At 62.2% G+C, this 18,361-nt stretch carries 12 protein-coding genes and 7 pseudogenes; 13 read left to right on the plus strand and 6 right to left on the minus strand.

Annotated elements, in window-relative coordinates:
- Positions 1 to 24: 24 nt before the first annotated feature.
- The 6 genes and pseudogenes from ACO07W_RS06470 to ACO07W_RS06495 all read right to left on the minus strand — a co-directional run.
- Positions 25 to 258 (minus strand): annotated as a pseudogene (locus ACO07W_RS06470) (alpha/beta fold hydrolase); the annotation flags it as partial.
- A 21-nt stretch (positions 259 to 279) separates the two neighbouring features.
- Positions 280 to 1,506: an IS110 family transposase gene (locus ACO07W_RS06475; RefSeq protein ID WP_421845748.1), complete on the minus strand. Its 1,227-nt coding sequence runs from the start codon at positions 1,504 to 1,506 to the stop codon at positions 280 to 282.
- Positions 1,507 to 1,873: 367 nt separating this feature from the next.
- Positions 1,874 to 2,554: pseudogene (locus tag ACO07W_RS06480) on the minus strand (alpha/beta fold hydrolase); the annotation flags it as partial.
- Positions 2,555 to 2,726: 172 nt separating this feature from the next.
- Positions 2,727 to 3,809, minus strand: a complete 1,083-nt coding sequence (locus ACO07W_RS06485; protein ID WP_421841762.1) for an adenosine deaminase — start codon at positions 3,807 to 3,809, stop codon at positions 2,727 to 2,729.
- Between the two features lie 19 nt (positions 3,810 to 3,828).
- A complete protein-coding gene (locus ACO07W_RS06490; RefSeq protein ID WP_421845838.1) occupies positions 3,829 to 5,130 on the minus strand; it encodes a thymidine phosphorylase in 1,302 nt (433 codons plus the stop codon).
- A gap of 76 nt (positions 5,131 to 5,206) precedes the next feature.
- On the minus strand, positions 5,207 to 5,641 hold the full coding sequence (locus tag ACO07W_RS06495) for a cytidine deaminase (RefSeq protein ID WP_421841764.1): 435 nt from the start codon (positions 5,639 to 5,641) through the stop codon (positions 5,207 to 5,209).
- Between the two features lie 270 nt (positions 5,642 to 5,911).
- Here ACO07W_RS06495 and sdhC point away from each other — a divergent pair, with 270 nt between their 5' ends.
- From sdhC to ACO07W_RS06560, 13 genes and pseudogenes are all read left to right on the plus strand, one after another.
- Positions 5,912 to 6,250, plus strand: coding sequence for a succinate dehydrogenase, cytochrome b556 subunit (gene sdhC, locus ACO07W_RS06500; protein WP_421841766.1), 339 nt, complete (start codon positions 5,912 to 5,914; stop codon positions 6,248 to 6,250).
- Positions 6,247 to 6,738: a succinate dehydrogenase hydrophobic membrane anchor subunit gene (locus ACO07W_RS06505; RefSeq protein WP_421841768.1), complete on the plus strand. Its 492-nt coding sequence runs from the start codon at positions 6,247 to 6,249 to the stop codon at positions 6,736 to 6,738. The genes sdhC and ACO07W_RS06505 overlap by 4 nt, the downstream gene beginning before the upstream one ends.
- A gap of 86 nt (positions 6,739 to 6,824) precedes the next feature.
- Positions 6,825 to 8,579, plus strand: coding sequence for a succinate dehydrogenase flavoprotein subunit (sdhA, locus tag ACO07W_RS06510; RefSeq protein ID WP_421841770.1), 1,755 nt, complete (start codon positions 6,825 to 6,827; stop codon positions 8,577 to 8,579).
- A 40-nt stretch (positions 8,580 to 8,619) separates the two neighbouring features.
- The gene (locus tag ACO07W_RS06515) at positions 8,620 to 9,372 is read left to right on the plus strand and encodes a succinate dehydrogenase iron-sulfur subunit (RefSeq protein ID WP_421845839.1); all 753 of its coding nucleotides are present in this window, start codon (positions 8,620 to 8,622) and stop codon (positions 9,370 to 9,372) included.
- A gap of 290 nt (positions 9,373 to 9,662) precedes the next feature.
- A pseudogene (locus tag ACO07W_RS06520) lies at positions 9,663 to 9,828 on the plus strand (integrase core domain-containing protein); the annotation flags it as partial.
- A 95-nt stretch (positions 9,829 to 9,923) separates the two neighbouring features.
- Positions 9,924 to 10,874, plus strand: a complete 951-nt coding sequence (locus ACO07W_RS06525) for an NAD-dependent epimerase/dehydratase family protein (RefSeq protein WP_421841772.1) — start codon at positions 9,924 to 9,926, stop codon at positions 10,872 to 10,874.
- A 177-nt stretch (positions 10,875 to 11,051) separates the two neighbouring features.
- A pseudogene (locus ACO07W_RS06530) lies at positions 11,052 to 12,049 on the plus strand (IS1634 family transposase); the annotation flags it as partial.
- A 125-nt stretch (positions 12,050 to 12,174) separates the two neighbouring features.
- Positions 12,175 to 13,449, plus strand: a pseudogene (locus ACO07W_RS06535) (IS256 family transposase).
- A 97-nt stretch (positions 13,450 to 13,546) separates the two neighbouring features.
- Positions 13,547 to 14,149, plus strand: a pseudogene (locus tag ACO07W_RS06540) (IS1634 family transposase); the annotation flags it as partial.
- A 40-nt stretch (positions 14,150 to 14,189) separates the two neighbouring features.
- Positions 14,190 to 14,321: pseudogene (locus ACO07W_RS06545) on the plus strand (LLM class flavin-dependent oxidoreductase); the annotation flags it as partial.
- Between the two features lie 418 nt (positions 14,322 to 14,739).
- A complete protein-coding gene (locus ACO07W_RS06550) occupies positions 14,740 to 15,381 on the plus strand; it encodes an O-methyltransferase (protein ID WP_421845840.1) in 642 nt (213 codons plus the stop codon).
- A gap of 242 nt (positions 15,382 to 15,623) precedes the next feature.
- Positions 15,624 to 17,012 (plus strand): aspartate aminotransferase family protein, encoded by a 1,389-nt coding sequence (locus ACO07W_RS06555; RefSeq protein WP_421841774.1) that lies wholly within the window; start codon positions 15,624 to 15,626, stop codon positions 17,010 to 17,012.
- A 75-nt stretch (positions 17,013 to 17,087) separates the two neighbouring features.
- Positions 17,088 to 18,347 carry a D-alanyl-D-alanine carboxypeptidase family protein gene (locus ACO07W_RS06560; protein WP_421841775.1) on the plus strand — a complete coding sequence of 420 codons (1,260 nt, stop codon included), beginning with the start codon at positions 17,088 to 17,090 and terminating at the stop codon, positions 18,345 to 18,347.
- Positions 18,348 to 18,361: the final 14 nt, after the last annotated feature.

Raw genomic sequence — 18,361 nt, forward strand, 5'->3', positions numbered from 1 at the left:
CTAAGGCGCGAACAGCGGCGACAACTAGCGGCTGGGACGCTTGTCGATGTCGGCGGCACAGGCTGCCAAGATCGCGTCCCACTCTTCGACGCTAAAGTGCCCTTTGCCTTCAGCCCAGTGCAAATCGACGCGTGGAATAGCCTGCTCAAGATACTCACCCATGGCGCGCGGCACGAGAGTATCGCGTTCGCCCAGCCAGATATGGGTAGGAACGGCTACCTCGGCGACGTCGAACTCCCACGGCCGGTAGTTGAGAAAGACATCTCACGAAGTTAAAAGTCAAGCCACGAGCGAGGGAGGAGGTGGAAAGGCTAGATGTTCGGTGTAGTGCTGGCCGGTTTGCAGGCAGTGGTGGAGTTGGCCGAGGAATTTGTTGAACAGATGTCGTTGGGCTTGGTGGTTCCAGTCTCCTGCGGCGCGGCGGGTGTCGTAGTGGCGACGGGCGCCCGGCGAGGCGCGCAGCGATGCCAAAGCCCAGATGGGACCCACGGCGGCCAGGCGCCGGTTCTTGATATGGCGGTGCAACACGAGGGTTTTCTTGCCGCTGGCGCGGGTGATCGGCGCGGCTCCGGCGAATGCTTTCAGTCCGCGGGCGTCGGTGAAGCGGGCGCGGTCATCACCGATCTCGGCGAGTACCCGGGCACCGGCCAGGTTCCCCAGTCCGGGGAAGCTGGTGATGATCGTGGAGTCCGGGTGCTGCTCAAAATGGGCGGTTGCCGCCTCGGCGAGATCAGCAGCAGTGGTGCAGGCAGCCTCGAACTGACCCAGCAGCCCTGCCAATTGGATACCCATCGCGTTCTCCACGACCGGTGGTTGGTGCAGGTAGGTGTCGGTGAACACCTCCCGCAACCGTTCGATGTCACGGTCGAGATGGCGGCGGCGGCCGGCCTTGGCCAGCAGTCGGCGCAGTCGGGCCGGGGTCAGCTTGGTCGCCTGGGTGGGGGTTGGTGCAGCAGCCAAGATGGTGCGCGCATCTCGACGAGCCAGCCCGCCCTCGGGCAGGTCGGCGAACGCGGTGATGGCCGCCGGGTAGAAATCTTTGAGCACATCGCGAATCTGGTTGCCGATGTGTTGACGTGCCCATACCGCGTCTTGCTGAGCGCGGGCCAGCACCCGGATCGCCTGGGCCAACTCGGTGTCGGCGGGCAATGGGCGGTGCGCGCCGGGGTCGGTGCGCACAATATTGGCCAGCAGCACCGCGTCGGCACCATCGGATTTGGCCCCCGACACCGCATACCGTGCCCGATACCGCGAAGCCGCCAACGGGTTGATCGGATAAATCACCCGGCCAGTTTCTCGCAGCGCCGCCACCCACAGGCCACGATCAGTTTCCATCCCCACTGGTATCGGATCAGCGGCACTGTCACCGGCCTCAGCCAGCAACGTCAACAGCTGCGCGAACCCGGCCGCATCATTGCCCAGCCGTGCACGGGCTACCACCCTCCCGTCGTCATCAACCACAGCAACATCGTGATGCTCAGTAGCCCAGTCGATTCCACAAAACAAGCCCAAGACGTCCTCACTTTTTCGTCGGTGGATGGTTGCGCCGTTACCGGTGGACTCACGCGGCGCCCTAATCGCGGGACTCCAAGGTCCGTCATCTCACTAGCCGTCCGTGACTCCAGCACATCGCAGGACTTCGTTCTGTCGAAGAGCTCAAGGCTCGAGAACAACCATCAGGAAGTCACCCCTGCGACGGGCTCGGGCAACGGAATCTCACCACCAACCCGACAAGACCTGCCGCCAGACGCGCCGCTCTTTCTCAAGTCGTCGAACGACGGGAACACCAGACGTCACCTGACGGCAGATCCCGCAAGAAACAGGCCCCGGTCACCAACACCCGGACCGGTAACCAATCCCTACTAAACGATTAGGATTCATAGGCCCCGCCACGGCCGCCCTGCCGAAAAGCTTCGAGCACCATAGCGCCATAGTGGCGCCGGACGGATTCGTCGCGCATGCGGTACCTGTCAACCGAGGGCACTGACGCCGTTACCAACGTGGCGAACACCCCTGGAGTACGCTTCGCGCACCAGCCGAGCGGCGCGAACGAGGCACCGAAAAATCGTTGTCCATGTTGCGCGGATCGCACGCATAGCCGGTCGACTGCGTTGAGGCTCCTCATGATCTCTGGCGTGGCCAGCGGGCCCCACGGTCCGAGCGCCCCGATAAATCTAAGCCGCTCCCGCGGAATCAAGGCGCCACAGGCGAACAGGTGCGGTCCTGCGCCTGAATGCCCGACGACGCCAAATTCGTCGACTCCGAGCGAATCAGCCAGGGCACAAACGTCCGACGGCCAATCAAGAAATCGTCTTCCTGCCTGAAACGTTGATCGCCCGAATCCGGGACGATCCACCGCGATCAGTCGGAACCCTTGACGTTTTGCGGCGCGATCGGCGAAAGCACCCTCGAGCCGCGAACTTGGCGTGCCGTGAAAATAGAACGCGGGATAGCCGACGGTGTCGCCCCACTCTACGTAAGCCAGCTCACGCCCACCGGGCAGGGCGAACAGGCTGGCTTCTCGGTCGCGAACACGCTCCGGCAGTAACGGCATTAGCGGACGGCTTCCCAGCGCCACAGCGCCAGCCTGAACCCACGACTCGCAATGCCTTCGGCAGTGGCACCGTGGAACAGCACGGGGACGATGGTATGCCGGTACGCGCAGCGATGCGCAGCAACTCCGCAAAACGCATCCGTATTTGCCACCAGCGCTGATCGCCGCCCGGCTATCCGATCAGCACCGCGAATCGCGGTTTGATCACCTCGTCGATGATCGCCAAGCGCTGATCGAAGGGGATGAACGCGGATTTCATCGCATTGATGGTGAAACGCGCCAAGTCGCTCCACCCATAGCCGAATGCCTCCACCAGACGGTGCATCTCAAGACTCATCGACGTGTCGCTCATCAGTCGGTTGTCGGTGTTGACAGTGACCCGGAAGCGCGACCGGGCCAGCAGATCGAAGGGATGTTCGGCGATGTTCGCCACGGCGCCGGTCTGCACGTTCGAACTAGGGCAAAGCTCCAGCGGAATCCGTTTGTCGCGCAGGATCGATGCGAGCCGACCCAATCGGATACTCCCGTCCGGCTCGACGTCGATGTCGTCGGCAATCCGCACCCCATGACCCAGCCGGTCAGCTCCGCAGAATGCAAGCGCCGCGTGGATGGACGGCAGCCCGAATGCCTCGCCGGCATGAATGGTGAAGCGCGCGTTGCGTTCACGCATGTATTCGAATGCATCGAGGTGCCGGGTCGGCGGATAGCCCGCTTCCGCGCCGGCAATGTCGAATCCGACGACCCCCTTGTCCCGAAATCGAATTGCCAGATCGGCGATCTCTCGAGACAATGCAGCATGGCGCATGGCGGTGACCAAGCAGCGCACGACAATGGGACGACCCGCTGCCGCACAAGCCTTCTCGCCGGCGACGAAACCTGCCAGCACCACATCGACGACGTCGTCGAACGACAACCCGCGGTCGATGTGCAATTCGGGCGCGAACCGCACCTCGGCATAGACCACCGAATCGGCGGCTAAATCTTCCACGCACTCGTAGGCAACGCGGTACAACGCTTCGGGAGTCTGCATCACCGCCACGGTGTGCGAAAACGGCTCTAGGTAACGCTCCAGCGAGCCACTATGCGAAGCGGTGCGGAACCAGGTCGCCAGCGCGTCGACATCGGTGGCGGGCAGCCGGTCATAACCAACCCGTCCGGCGATATCTAACACGGTCGCCGGACGCAACCCACCGTCGAGATGGTCGTGCAGCAACGCCTTTGGCACCCGCCTGATCGCCTCTAGATCCGGTGTCATGGTCGACTCGTAGAGGTGATCATTGAGTTATCCGATCCACGACCAACGGCCGCGGCGCAGGCGGGGTGTCGTCGACGCTCCAAGCGCCGTCCAGCTCGGCCATTGCCGCACCGAAACGTTCCCGATTCTCGGTGTAGAGCGTGAACACCGGCTCGCCGGGCGCGACGGGCTCCCCAGGCCGGCGGTGGATCTTGACACCGGCACCGAACTGCACACGCTCACCCGGGCACGACCTCCCCGCTCCAAGCCGCCATGACGCTAGGCCCACTGCCATCGCGTCGATGTCACCCATTGTCCCGCCCCGACTGGTCGTCAGCGTCTCGGAGTAAGTACCTGCCGGCAACGCTACCGATAGGTCTCCGCCCTGCGCGGAAATCAGCCGTCGAAATCGGTCCATCGCGGTGCCGTCACGCAGTGTCTGAGCGGGATCGCAGCCATCTATCCCGGCGAGTTCAAGCATCTCCGTGGCCAGACGCAACGTCAGCTCCACCACATCGGGAGGCCCGCCACCAGCCAGCACCTCCAACGACTCGGTAACTTCGAGCGCATTGCCGACTGACGTACCCAGCGGGCGGTTCATATCCGTCAATAGCGCACGGGTAGCTACCCCATGCGCCGCACCCAGCTCGATCATGATCTGCGCCAACTCCCGGCCCTGCTCCGCCGACTTCACGAATGCCCCGGAGCCAACCTTCACGTCGAGCACCAGCGCGCCGGTTCCCTCGGCTAGCTTCTTACTCATCACCGAACTGGCGATCAACGCTAGCGACTCAACCGTGCCAGTGATGTCACGCAGTGCATACAGCTTCTTGTCAGCGGTGGCGAGTCTGCCGGCCGCGAAAATTGCCGCGCCGACATCTGGGAGTTGTTCACGCACTTGCTGATGGGAAAGATCGGCGGTGAATCCTGCTATGGACTCCAGTTTGTCCAAGGTGCCGCCGGTGTGCCCTAGCCCGCGACCGGAGGCTTGTGGAACCGCCCCGCCGCAGGCGGCGACCACGGCAACCAACGGCAGTGTGATCTTGTCCCCTACGCCGCCAGTGGAATGCTTGTCTACCGTCACCAAAGGCCTACCCCGGTAACACAACCCGGTGAAATCCATCTGCTCACCGGAGGCCACCATCGCCGCGGTCCATCGGGCGATCTCACCACGGTCCATGCCTCGAAAGAAAATTGCCATCAACAGGGCCGACATCTGTTCGTCGGCAATCTGGCCATCCGTGTAGGCATTGATGACCCAATCGATCGCCGCATCGGATAGCCGGCCGCCATCTCGCTTGGTCCGGATTACCGTCGGCGCGTCCAACGCAAACCCGGTCAACAGGCTTCCCACACCACGTGCATTTTGCCCGCCTCCTCCTGCGGCCCTGCCGGCCCGCATCGTCGCCGCGCTAGGTTCAATTGCCCGCCTCCTCCTCAGGCCCTCCCGGCCCGCATCGTCGCCGCGCTAGGTCGTCAGCATCGAAAGCATCGGGCAGCAGGTCACCAAGCTGGCGCGGACCCGCTCGATGGTCAATCAAGAGCCCGGGGCCTCCATGCTCCAGCAGCACCTGGCGGCACCGCCCACACGGCATCAGAACCGACCCATGCGCGTCAACGCATGCCAACGCAAGCAGTCGGCCGCCGCCTGTCGCATGCAGAGCGCAAACCACTCCGCATTCAGCGCACAGGCCCAGGCCATAGGAAACGTTCTCCACGTTGCATCCAGTCACCAGCCGACCATCGTCGACGAGCGCAGCCGCACCCACTCTGAACCGCGAATACGGCGCATAAGCTCCGGCCGCAGCCTGGACTGCATTGTCGCGCAGCGTATTCCAATCAACATCGGGCATTACGCAAACCCCGCTCATCAATGGGCCGACTCGAGAAGCCACCTTAGCTCCGCAAGAACACACCTGCTGGATCGGACTGCTGATACCACCCATGACCTGGCCAAGTTAAGCTCAATTTCCCGGCCACGGCAGTTAAACGGTGGTTTTGAAGGCGGTGAAGACTCGGTGCGGTCACAAGAGACAACCGCGGCTCCGGCAACGCCCAGAACGGCGCCGGAGCCGTCCCAGAAGCGGCGAACACCTCGTACCCTCGACCGGGGAGATCCGGGCATGTGGGCGTGGGTGCTGCACCGTATCACTGGCGCCACGATCTTTTTCTTTCTGTTCGTCCACGTCTTAGACGCCGCACTGCTGCGCGTAAGCCCGCAAACTTACAACGCGGTGGTGGAAACCTACAAGACTCCGATCGTCGGCCTGATGGAGTTCGGACTGGTCGCCGCGGTGCTGCTGCACGCATTGAACGGAATCCGGGTTATCTTGATCGACTTCTGGGCGCAGGGGCCTCGCTATCAGCGCCTGATGTTGTGGGTGATCGGCATCGTCTATGTGGTGCTGATGGTTCCGGTGGCGGTGGTGCTGGGTATCCACATGATGGAGCGTTTCGGATGAGTAACCGAGAGTCCCAACTCGACCTTAGATCCGAGTTCGATTCCAGCCACGACCGGATCGCACCGATCAAACAGCGCAGCTACGACCGTCCCGCCAGCCTGGACAACCCGCGGTCGCCGCGGCAGCGCGCCGGCATCCCCAACTTCGAGAAATTCGCGTGGCTGTTCATGCGGTTTTCCGGCGTGGTCTTGGTGTTCCTGGTAGTCGGACATTTGTTCGTGATGCTGATGTGGGAGAACGGCGTCTACCGCATCGACTTCAACTATGTGGCGCAACGCTGGGCGTCACCGTTCTGGCAGATCTGGGACCTTCTGCTGTTGTGGCTGGCCCAGTTGCATGGCGGCAACGGAATGCGCACGATCATCGACGATTACAGCCGTAAGAACGTCACCCGATTCTGGTTGAACACGCTGTTGGCCATATCGATGGTGTTCACGTTGGTGCTGGGCAGCTATGTCTTGATGACATTCGACGCGAACATCTCGTGAAAGGCGCACATGTTTTCGCCAGCTCTTTCCCGCAAACGCGAGGTACCCCCACCTCGTCGTCACGCTCTGCGTCGTCGACAGCAACCGTGATCTCCCAACACAGATACGACGTAGTGATCGTCGGGGCGGGTGGCGCCGGGATGCGCGCCGCCGTCGAGGCGGGTCCACGCGTTCGCACGGCCGTGCTGACCAAGCTGTACCCCACCCGTAGCCATACCGGCGCCGCACAGGGAGGCATGTGCGCTGCGTTGGCCAACGTGGAGGACGACAACTGGGAATGGCACACGTTCGACACCGTCAAAGGCGGCGATTATCTGGCGGATCAGGACGCGGTCGAGATCATGTGCAGGGAAGCCATCGACGCGGTGCTCGACCTGGAGAAAATGGGGATGCCTTTCAACCGCACCCCTGAGGGACGCATCGACCAGCGCCGCTTTGGCGGCCACACCCGCGACCACGGCAAAGCTCCGGTGCGTCGCGCGTGCTACGCGGCCGACCGCACCGGCCACATGATCCTGCAAACGCTCTACCAGAACTGCGTCAAGCATGATGTCGAGTTCTACAACGAGTTCTACGCGCTCGATCTGGTCATTACCCACACACCGAGCGGCCCGGTAGCCACCGGCGTGGTCGCGTATGACCTAGCAACGGGTGAAATTCATGTGTTCCACTGCAAGGCCGTCGTAATCGCAACCGGCGGTTCGGGACGAATGTACAAAACCACCTCCAATGCGCACACTCTCACCGGCGACGGCATCGGCATTGTCTTCCGGAAGGGGCTCCCGTTGGAGGACATGGAGTTCCATCAGTTCCACCCGACCGGCCTAGCTGGGTTGGGCATCTTGATCTCCGAAGCCGTGCGCGGCGAGGGCGGCCGATTGCTCAACGGCGAAGGCGAGCGCTTCATGGAGCGCTACGCTCCGACGATCGTCGACTTGGCTCCCCGTGACATCGTGGCGCGCTCGATGGTGCTGGAAGTGCTGGAGGGTCGTGGCGCCGGCCCGAACAAGGACCACGTCTACATCGATGTCCGCCACCTCGGCGCGGAGGTTCTCGAGGCCAAACTGCCCGATATCACCGAATTTGCCCGCACCTACCTCGGCGTGAATCCGGTCGACGAGCTGGTCCCGGTATATCCAACCTGCCACTACTTGATGGGCGGCATCCCGACCACTGTCACTGGTCAGGCGTTACGGAACAACACCGCCACCGTCCCCGGCCTTTATGCGGCCGGCGAATGCGCTTGTGTGTCGGTGCACGGAGCCAACCGGCTGGGCACCAACTCCCTCCTCGACATCAACGTGTTCGGTCGCCGGGCCGGCATTGCCGCAGCCAGATACGCGCGGAGCCACGACTTCGTCAATATGCCGCCAAACCCGGCGGCCATGGTCGTCAACTGGGTAAGCGACATCTTGTCCGAACACGGCAACGAACGAGTCGCCGACATTCGCAGCGCGCTGCAACAGTCCATGGACAACAACGCCGCCGTCTTCCGCACCGAAGAGACGCTGCTGCGAGCGCTCACCGATATTCATGCACTGAAAGAACGCTACTCCCGAATTACAGTGCACGATAAAGGGAAACGCTTCAATAGCGACTTGCTGGAAGCCATTGAGCTGGGCTTCTTACTAGAGCTGGCCGAAGTCACGGTAGTCGGCGCACTCAACCGCAAAGAGTCCCGCGGCGGCCACGCCCGAGCCGACTATCCCAACCGGGACGACACTAACTACATGCGCCACACCATGGCGTACAAGCAAGGCACCGATCTCCTCAGCGACATCAAGCTTGACTTCAAACCCGTCGTGCAAACCCGCTACGAACCCAAGGAACGGAAGTACTGATGCCTGTAGGCGAGACTGTCGAGCCGGGGCTGACCCTCCTCTGCCTCCTGCACCAGACGGTGCGGTGATGGTGACCGTCAAGATCGCCCGGTTCAACCCCGAAGACCCCGACGCGTACGCGGCAACCGGCGGCTGGCAAAGTTTTCGAGTCCCCTGCCTGCCCCGCGACCGGCTGCTCAACCTGCTGACCTACATCAAGGGTTACCTCGACGGAACACTCACCTTCCGGCGATCCTGCGCCCACGGAGTGTGCGGCTCCGATGCTATGCGGATCAACGGCGTCAACCGGCTGGCCTGCAAGGTCCTGATGCGGGACCTGCTGGCGAAGAAACCTGGGAAAACACCGACTATCACCGTTGAGCCGATTCGCGGACTGCCGGTGCAAAAAGACCTTGTAGTAGATATGGAGCCGTTCTTCGACGCGTATCGGGCGGTCAAGCCTTACTTGATCACCAGCGGAAATACGCCGACCCGCGAGCGGATTCAGAGCCCGACCGACCGAGCCCGCTATGACGACACAACCAAATGCATCCTGTGCGCATGCTGCACCACCAGCTGCCCAGTCTTTTGGAACGACGGCAGCTACTTCGGCCCGGCGGCGATCGTCACCGCACACCGCTTCATCTTCGACAGCCGCGACGAAGCCGCCGCCGAGCGCCTCGACATCCTCAACGAGGTCGATGGGGTGTGGCGCTGCCGGACCACGTTCAACTGCACCGAGGCATGCCCGCGGGGTATCGAGGTAACCAAGGCGGTGCAAGAAGTCAAGCGAGCATTGATGTTTTCACGCTGAAGCCACCCAATCCAGAATTTCTATCCGGTTCAGGAGTCGGGTGGTGAGGCTAGGTGGCGAGGCTGGCACACTTTCTCGAAAGGCGATGACATGATCGATTTTTTGAGGCGCTGGCGCACATCGTGCTGGGCTATCATGGTTGCTGACTGGCTAATCGAGCCGGCAGAATTCCCATTTGAGAGTTCTCTGACGGAGCAGTTCAGGCTGGAGCCGATCAGTTCTGTGCGTCCGATGGTCGGATCTGGTCAGCGGTTACCGCGCCATAGCGTGCGCGCTAGCACACCGGAGGCGACGAACTCCTCAGCGCCTGGCACTTCGACTCGCTACCGCGAAGTACGTGCGATCATCGGTGACTGGCGCTACGACTACAACGCCAACAGGCCCCATTCCCACCACGCCGAACTCACCCCAACCAAGTTCGGCCTACAGAGGACCACGACCCACCAACCTCAAGCGACCGTGATTACCGGAGCAGGGAAAACAGGGACAAATTCGACCCTACAGGAACCTTTGTTCAGTGGCGTGGGGCACGACGACTAGCCAGGGGCCTTATGAATACCGTGATTTTTGGTGCAACCGGATTTATCGGCAGCCACGTCGCCGAGCAACTAATACAAGCGGGACACGTGGTCACCGCGGTCATCCGCCAGGGCAGCCGTACCGAATTCTTACATCAGATTGGCGCCAACGTTACAGCCGTCGACTTCACTGACGATACGGCCATCCAGGCAGCCATCACGGAGCATGACATCGTCTACTGCTGCCTAGGCAGCCCGAAAATGCATCAGTCACTGCAGGCCCACCGAGCCATTGATGTCGTCTTGACCCGGCGTGTCATGGAAGCGGCCGCACGAGCTGGTGCAAAACGCTTTATTCAACTCAGCACCGTGCAGATCTATGGCTTTAGCCGCCCGCCGACACCAATTGACGAAAATCATCCCAGCGATCCCAAGTATTCCTTTACCCAGGTCGCGCTGGAGCGCGAAGGCGCAGTACAGGAAGTCGCCAACAAAACTGGCATTGATCTGGTCGTACTGCGGCCAGCCAACACCATGGGCAAGCGCGACAGTTCCATGGGTGCGATCTTCGATGGACACAAAAAGGGCATCGTCGCTGTGTTCGGCACTGGCGAAAACCGATGGTCCTGCATCGATACACGCGACGTCGGCCGCGCTATGGCCTGGTTGGGGGAACTGCCGGAAGCGGCGGGCAATACCTACCTGGTCAGCGGTTACGAGACCACCTGGGCTGCGATCAAAAACGCTCTCGATCAAGCCCGCGGCAGAAAATCCACACTTATACGCATCCCAGTAGGTATCGGAAAGTTGATCGCCAGAGCACTGGAAATACTGCTGCCTTACAGCGTGGATTTACCGCTAGTTCCTTTCGCCATCGAAGTAATGTCTAGGCAAACGCTGTTTGACGACAGAAAAATTAGGTCCACTGGTTTCAGAACAAAATACACATTGCAGGAAACCATTGCGGAATGCGTCAACCATTAAATTAACGTCGCTTAGCGCCGCTCCACCGGATACAACCGCTGCGTGATCGCCAACGTTCGCCATGAAACCTGAGTTGGTTCATTGCTGCGGTTTCTTGAGAGTGGCAGGGCGTTGAGCTGGGATGATGTTCGGTTGGTTGTACTTTTTAGGCACTAATCTGTGTCGTAGGCTCGCTGGGTGGTCTGGGTTCGGCGGGTGCGGACGGCCTCGGGGGCGACTGCGGTCCAGATCGGGGAGTCCGTCGATGACCGCCGCCGGATTGTTCGCCATGTGGGCTCTGCTCGCGATGAGGCCGAGCTGAGTCTGCTTGTGGAGGAAGCCCGGCGGCTGTTGGTTGATGACGTCCAGGGCGAGCTGGATCTCGGGCTCACCCCGAAGGTCGCGAAGGCAGAGATGGTGCCCCCGCCGGCGGGAACGCTGTTCGCTGAGGTTGCCGGTCAACCAGGACCGCAGCAGCTGGTGGCTCGCCCGCGGGTGCTCAAGACCTGCTGTGGGTTGCTCTACGGCGCGCTCGCGCAGGTGTATGAAAGCCTGGGTTTCGACGTGATCGATGATGAGGTCTTCCCTGACCTGGTGATCGCCAGGGTCGTGGAGCCGACCAGCCTGCTCGATGTCGATCGGGTCCTTGCTGAGCTGGGTCGCACGTCGGCGTCGCTGTCGACGCGCAAACGCACCCTGCGCCGCGCGCATGCCGGCACCAGATCGCCGCCGCCTGCTTTGATCATGCCCGGACTACAGGCGATGTGAGCCTGGTGGTTTACGACGTCACAACCCTCTACTTCGAGGCAGATAAAGAAGACGAGTTCCGCAAGGTTGGCTACTCCAAGGAACGCCGCGTCGACCCGCAGATCGTGGTGGGCTTGCTCGTCGACCGGCACGGGTTTCCCCTAGAGATTGGCTGCTTTGAAGGCAACAAGGCCGAGACACTGACGATCGTGCCGATCGTGAAGGCGTTCCAACAACGCCATGGCATCACCGACATGGTCGTCGTGGCCGCTGCCGGCATGCTTTCAGGCGCCAATCTGCGTGACCTTGATCAGGCCGAGCTGCGGTTCATCGTTGGGTCCCGGGTCACTAAAGCGCCTAACGACCTGCAGTCGCACTTCCGTTGGCACGGAACCGCGTTCACCGACGGTCAAGTCATCGACACGATCACTCCACGCGATCAGCGCGGGGTCGCGTCTCATCGCTGGTGTAAATGGTCACGGGCGTAGGTTCCGTCGCAACCGACGAAAGCTATGAAGGAGGGGCTACGCCCGTGACCAAGCGAGTATCGCCGATTGAGCGTGTGCGTGTTGAGATGGATCAGTTGTTCGCCGCGACCGAGCGGCCGTTGACCGAGATTTTGGAGGAGGTCGGGCGGTTATCGGTGCGTCTGGTGTTTCAGGTCGCCGTGGAGGCCGAGGTAGAAGCAGTGTTGGGCCGAGCCCGTCACCAGCGTCGGGTTCAGGACGGCCCGGGCGGGTACCGCAATGGGTATCAACCGCCGGCGACGGTGAAGACCACGATGGGCTCGGTCGAATTATGCCGCCCGAAACTACGCGACACCGACGAGCGGTTCTGTTCGCGGCTATTCGGTGCCGGGGTGACGCGCACCCACGCTCTGGAGGCGTTGGTGATTTCGGGATGGGTGCGCGGTTTGTCGGATCGCGACATCGAGGCCGCGTTGGCCGAGGTGCTGGGCTCGTAGGCGGCGTTGTCGCGCTCGACGGTGAGCCGGATTTGTGCGGCCATCAAAGACGAGTTCGCTGCGTGGTCGTCTCGACGCCTTGATGAGCTGGTGTTGGACTACCTGTTCTTGGATGCCTCGAACTTTCGGATGCATCCCAACGCCCCGGCCGAGCCGGTGCTGGCCGCCTGGGGCATCTGCACCGACGGCAAGCCCCTGTTTATTGGGCTGGCCCCAGCCGCAGCGGAGTCGGCTGATGCGTGGGCCGACTTCTTGGCTGACCTGAGGAACCGGGGACTACGCCCGCCGCTACTGGGCATCTCCGACGGGGCGCCGGGCCTGATCGCCGCATGGGAGACCACGTTTCCGGCAAGCCTGCGTCAGCGGTGTCTGATCCATCGCTGCCGTAACGTCATCGCCAAGACACCTGTCGCGGTCCAGGACGAGATCAAAGCCGCGTTCTGGTCGATCTTCGATGACATTGACCAGCCACCCGGCCAGCAGGCCGTGGATGAAGCCACCCGCCGCGCCGAGGAGTTCACCACCACATACCGCGGGCTCTACCCAGCCGCGGTCGCTTGCCTGGCCAACGACTTCGCCTCGCTGAGCGTGCATTTGCGCTTCCCCCGCCAACACTGGACACGCATCCGCCATTCCAACCTCATCGAACGCACCTTCGGAGAATCCCGTCGCCGGGTCAAGGTCATCGGCCGCCTACCCGGCGAAACCAGCTGTCTGTCGCTGGTATGGGCCGTCCTCGACCGCGCCAGCCGCGGCTGGCGCGGAGTCACCCAAACATCAGCGACCAGCCGCCACCTCCAAGAACTACGCCACCAACTGCTCGAGCCACCCCGCCCACTGCATCCCCCCACCACAACAACCACGACCGACACCACCGCCGCGTAACATGACCACCAGGAACATGCGCCCAGCGTTTTTACACCAGTCCTAAGACGCCACCCAGCGCGGCACCGCTGCCAAGACCAGCGACCCGATGGTCAAGACCGAGCCCGTCTGGAACCCGGCCACCCATACGAAGTCGTGGCGAGCGGTGTGGTCGTATTCGGCCAAGCGCGCAGTGCGCGACAACAAGACGCTGAACCTGCAGGAGCACAAGGCCCGTGCCGTCGTTGCAGGAGACAAAGCCACCCGCACCCCGCGGTTTGTCAAGATCTGCAACGGCGCTCAAGAACTCGACGAGGCATCACTGCAACGGGCACGTCGTCTGGTCGGGTTGAAGGGCTACGTCACCAATATCGAAGCCGCAATCATGCCCGCAGCCGAAGTGATCACCAACTACCACGACCTATGGCACGTCGAGCAGTCCTTCCGAATATCCAAATCCGACCTGGCCGCCCGACCCTTGTTCGCGCGAACCCGCGATGCCATCGAGGCCCACCTCACCATCGTGTTCACCGCGCTGGCAGTCAGTCGCGAGGTCCAGACCCGAACCGGACTCTCGCTACGGCGTTTCCTGCGTACCCTCAAGCCGCTACGGTCGGCCACCATCGAAATCAACGGCGCGATCACCACATTCCCGCCCGCACTAGAGCCCGAGACCCAAACCACCCTCAACGCTGTGAAAACACCAAACTCAAGGCACTAAGCCGAATGACCCAACTCGGGTGAAAGAATGGAGTCTACCGATGGGTTTGATGACCGCGCTTCGCCTCAACATGACGAATGTCAACGACCCCACCGCTGACCACACAGAGCGCTACCAAACCGCGCTCGACATGGCGGAGTACGCCGACAAACACGGTTTCACCGGAGTCAGCTGCCTGGGTAGGTCCAGCCGTCTTCAACTCCTATAACCACACCCGCTTGCATCCCCATGCGGCCGACGGTCACCGGCCGTGTCTGTACAAGGCGTTTTGGCCCACTGGCTGCCCCGCATCGGAGCGATATTCCCCCACCTTTACGAGTTCGTTATAGGTCCACTAGCCTGGGTTTTCCCCACGCCGCGTGGCTGGTATGCCGGATTGGATGCCCACATCCCGGACGTCTTCGGTAGCCCTAATCTGATTGATCCTGTGCAGAGCCGCCGAGGCGTTGCTGAGACCGCGAGGTCGGACGCACGTCGCGCCGAAAGCACGTGTCCGCGATCTGTCGGGTAGCCTGCCGACGGTGAGTGAGTCACAGGATCAGGGACGACATCCACCCGCCACCCAAAACGCACCGACAGCCAATCCAGCAGTGCTCGACGAGTTGTTCAACCAACTTCTACACGTTGAGGACGATGCGCTCCGAGCCGCCAGAGAGGCCGGCTCGACCGCCGGAATGCCGCCGATAGACGTCTCCGCACAACATGGAAAATTGCTACAACTGTTAGCGATTATCAGCCGTGCGCGCCGAATTCTGGAGATAGGCACGCTGGCTGGATACAGCACCATCAACTTGGCCCGCGGCGTGGCCCCAGGCGGTCACGTCGTCACATTGGAGTACGAACCCAAGCACGCCGCCGTTGCACGGGCAAACCTGGCGCAGGCGGGTCTCGACGACCGCGTCGAAGTGATCGTGGGCCCGGCTCTGGACGCCTTACCGAAGCTGTTGGAACGCGGCGAAAGATTCGACTTGGTCTTCATCGACGCCGACAAGGAGAACAACCCCGCCTACATCGAGTGGGGCATCAAGCTCAGCTCACCGGGCACAGTCATCGTGATCGACAATGTGGCACGCAATGGGCTGGTTCTAGAGCCCCCGGCCGACGACCCTAATGCCCGCGGCACTCGTGACGCGCTCGAAATGATGGGGAAGAACCCTCGGCTGGATACCGCCGCGATTCAGACGGTCGGCGCCAAAGGCTGGGACGGTTTCGCACTCGCCGTGGTGAAATGACCGAGCGCAGCCTTCATAACACTGGACAGCAATTCGACACCCGCTCGTTTCGGGTTTATGCCCGTAGCTGCAGGTAGCCAACGGCTGTCCGGCGAGATTAACGAAGATGCCCTGCCGTAGAACGGGTCATGTCGCCATGGACTCGACTGACGGGCGAGCCTAGAGAATCCGCTTGCCCGGCAACCTCGCGGCTCGATACCGACTGCGCGACTGTCCAGGGCATACGCGGAGGATAACGCCAGGTGGCGTCCAGCGCCCTACCGGAAACTAGCGCTACCCTCGCGAACACGATGACTAGAAATCTTTGGTTGCACTTTTCCCGGCATGGCTCATCTGTCACGCCGCCGATCATCACTCGCGGCGACGGCGTCACGATCTTCGACGACCGTGGCAAGAGCTACCTCGACGCCCTTTCGGGGCTGTTCGTGGTGCAGGTCGGTCACGGTCGAGCCGAACTCGCCGAAGCCGCCGCCCGGCAATCCGGCACTCTGGCGTTCTTTCCTCTGTGGGGGTACGCGACCCCAACAGCCATCGAACTCGCCGAGCGTCTGGCACACTACGCGCCGGGCGACCTGAACCGGGTCTTTTTCACTACCGGCGGCACCGAAGCCGTCGAAAGCGCCTGGAAACTTGCCAAGCAGTACTTCAAACTGACCGGCAAGCCCGGAAAACACAAGGTGATTTCCAGGTCGATCGCCTACCACGGCACCACCCAGGGCGCGTTGGCTATCACTGGCCTGCCGGCCTTCAAAGCGCCGTTCGAGCCGGTAACACCGGGCGGTTTTCGAGTGCCCAACACAAATTTCTACCGCGCACCTGAACCGTTTCGCACCGACGTCAAAGCCTTCGGCCAGTGGGCTGCCAACCGGATCGCCGAGGCGATCGAGTTCGAAGGGCCCGATACGGTAGCCGCGGTGTTCCTGGAACCGGTGCAGAACTCGGGCGGTTGCCTCCCACCGCCCCCGGGCTATTTCGAACGGGTCCGCGAAATCTGTGACGAATACGACGTGCTGCTCGTCTCCGACGAGGTGATCTGCGCATTCGGCCGGATCGGATCGATGTTCGCCTGCGGTGACATTGGGGACTGCGGCTACTTGCCCGACATGATCACGTGCGCCAAAGGGCTGACGTCGGGCTACTCACCGATCGGCGCGATGGTCGCCAGCGACAAGGTATTCGAGCCGTTCAACGACGGCAAGACGATGTTTGCACACGGCTACACCTTCGGCGGCCATCCGGTGTCTGCGGCCGTCGCGCTGGCCAACCTGGATATCTTTGAGCGCGAGGGCCTCAATGACCGCGTCAAACGGCACTCCCCCGACTTCCGGTCAACCTTGGAGAAGTTGTATGACCTGCCCATCGTCGGCGATGTCCGCGGCGAAGGCTACTTCTTCGGCATCGAACTGGTCAAAGATCAAGCGACCAGGCAAACCTTCACCGGCGCAGAACGAGAAAGACTCTTGAACCATGTGTCCCAGGCACTATTCGAAGCTGGTCTCTACTGCCGAATTGACAACCGCGCCGACCCCGTTGTCCAGCTGGCCCCACCGCTGATCAGTGGTCAGGCCGAGTTCGACACCATCGAATCCATCCTTCGCAGCGTGCTCGCCGACGCCGGTGCCAACATTTAGCCGCGGACTTCGGACTCACTAGTCACAGCGCGGCTCCCCGTGATCGGACAGTTGATCACCTAATCTGCACACACGATGGTCTTCTTACGGTCCTATTTGCGCACCGCATCATGTCTGGCCGCGGTGGCTTTTGCGTTGGCTGCTCCCACTGCGCTCGGTCTGCCAGCCACCGTGCCACTTGTCCATGCGGAGCCCAATCCCGAGACCAACGGCGGGGCAACAGATTGCCCATACAAAGTGTCAACCCCACCCGCGGTGGACTCCTCTGAGGTCCCCGACGCAGGTGAACCGCCGCTGCCGCTGGCGGTGCCACCGACGCCGCTCGGCGGCACCGCGTTGGGTGGCTGCGGCATCATCACCGCACCAGGTACCCCGCCAGTGCCGGGCGACATATCCGCCGAGGCGTGGCTGGTGGCGGATTTAGACAGCGGAGCCGTGGTCGCAGCCCGAGATCCACATGGCCGTCACCGCCCCGCAAGCTTGATCAAAGTACTGGTAGCGATGGCTTCCATCAATGAGCTGAACCTCAACACGCCGGTGGCCGGCACCCGCGACGACGCTGCGGCCGAAGGCACCAAGGTCGGCGTCGCCGAAGGCGGAACCTACACCGTCAACCAGTTGCTGCATGGCCTGCTGATGCATTCGGGCAATGACGCCGCCTACGCGCTGGCCATGCAGCTAGGAGGAATGGAGAGTGCGCTACAGAAGATCAACCTGCTAGCCGCCAAGCTGGGGGGCCGGGACACACGCGCCGCGACACCATCGGGTCTGGACGGACCTGGAATGAGCACTTCGGCTTACGACCTCGGCCTCTTCTACCGATATGCGTGGCAAAACCCCACCTTCAGCGCCATTGTCGCAACCCGTACCTTCGGCTTCCCCGGCCACGGCGACCGGCCCGGCTATGAGCTGGAAAACGACAATCGGCTGCTTCATAAATACCCCGGTGCGCTCGGCGGCAAGACCGGATACACCGACGACGCCGGCCAGACCTTCGTGGGCGCGGCCAGCCGCGGCGGGCGACGGCTGGTGGCGGTGCTACTGCATGGCACCCGACGGCCAATCCCGCCGTGGCAACAGGCGGCTCACCTACTCGACTACGGGTTCAACACCGCCGAGGGCACCCAGATCGGAACACTCACCGAGCCCGACCCCACGCTGAAGGTGGATAAGCAAGAAGACACCGCCGACCGGCCCACCCCCGCCCAAGCGAGAGAGACCATGTCGTCGGCCGACACGTTGCCGGTGCGAGTAGGCGTGGCCGTGATCGGCGCTATCATCGTGTTCGGGTTAATCATGGCCGCGCGCTCGATGAACGGCCGGCCGCAACACTAAACGGGGCAGCCACT

The sequence above is a fragment of the Mycobacterium sp. genome, assembly GCF_965230835.1.
In the GTDB taxonomy this organism is placed as follows: domain Bacteria; phylum Actinomycetota; class Actinomycetes; order Mycobacteriales; family Mycobacteriaceae; genus Mycobacterium.

What these genes read in the sequence shown, in the direction of transcription:
- ACO07W_RS06560 (WP_421841775.1), top strand. Translation starts at nt 17,088, where the DNA reads ATGGTCTTCTTACGGTCCTATTTGCGCACCGCATCATGTCTGGCCGCG.
- ACO07W_RS06505 (WP_421841768.1), top strand. Translation starts at nt 6,247, where the DNA reads ATGAGTAACCGAGAGTCCCAACTCGACCTTAGATCCGAGTTCGATTCC.
- ACO07W_RS06525 (WP_421841772.1), top strand. Translation starts at nt 9,924, where the DNA reads ATGAATACCGTGATTTTTGGTGCAACCGGATTTATCGGCAGCCACGTC.
- ACO07W_RS06485 (WP_421841762.1), bottom strand. Translation starts at nt 3,809, where the DNA reads ATGACACCGGATCTAGAGGCGATCAGGCGGGTGCCAAAGGCGTTGCTG.
- ACO07W_RS06495 (WP_421841764.1), bottom strand. Translation starts at nt 5,641, where the DNA reads ATGCCCGATGTTGATTGGAATACGCTGCGCGACAATGCAGTCCAGGCT.
- sdhC (WP_421841766.1), top strand. Translation starts at nt 5,912, where the DNA reads ATGTGGGCGTGGGTGCTGCACCGTATCACTGGCGCCACGATCTTTTTC.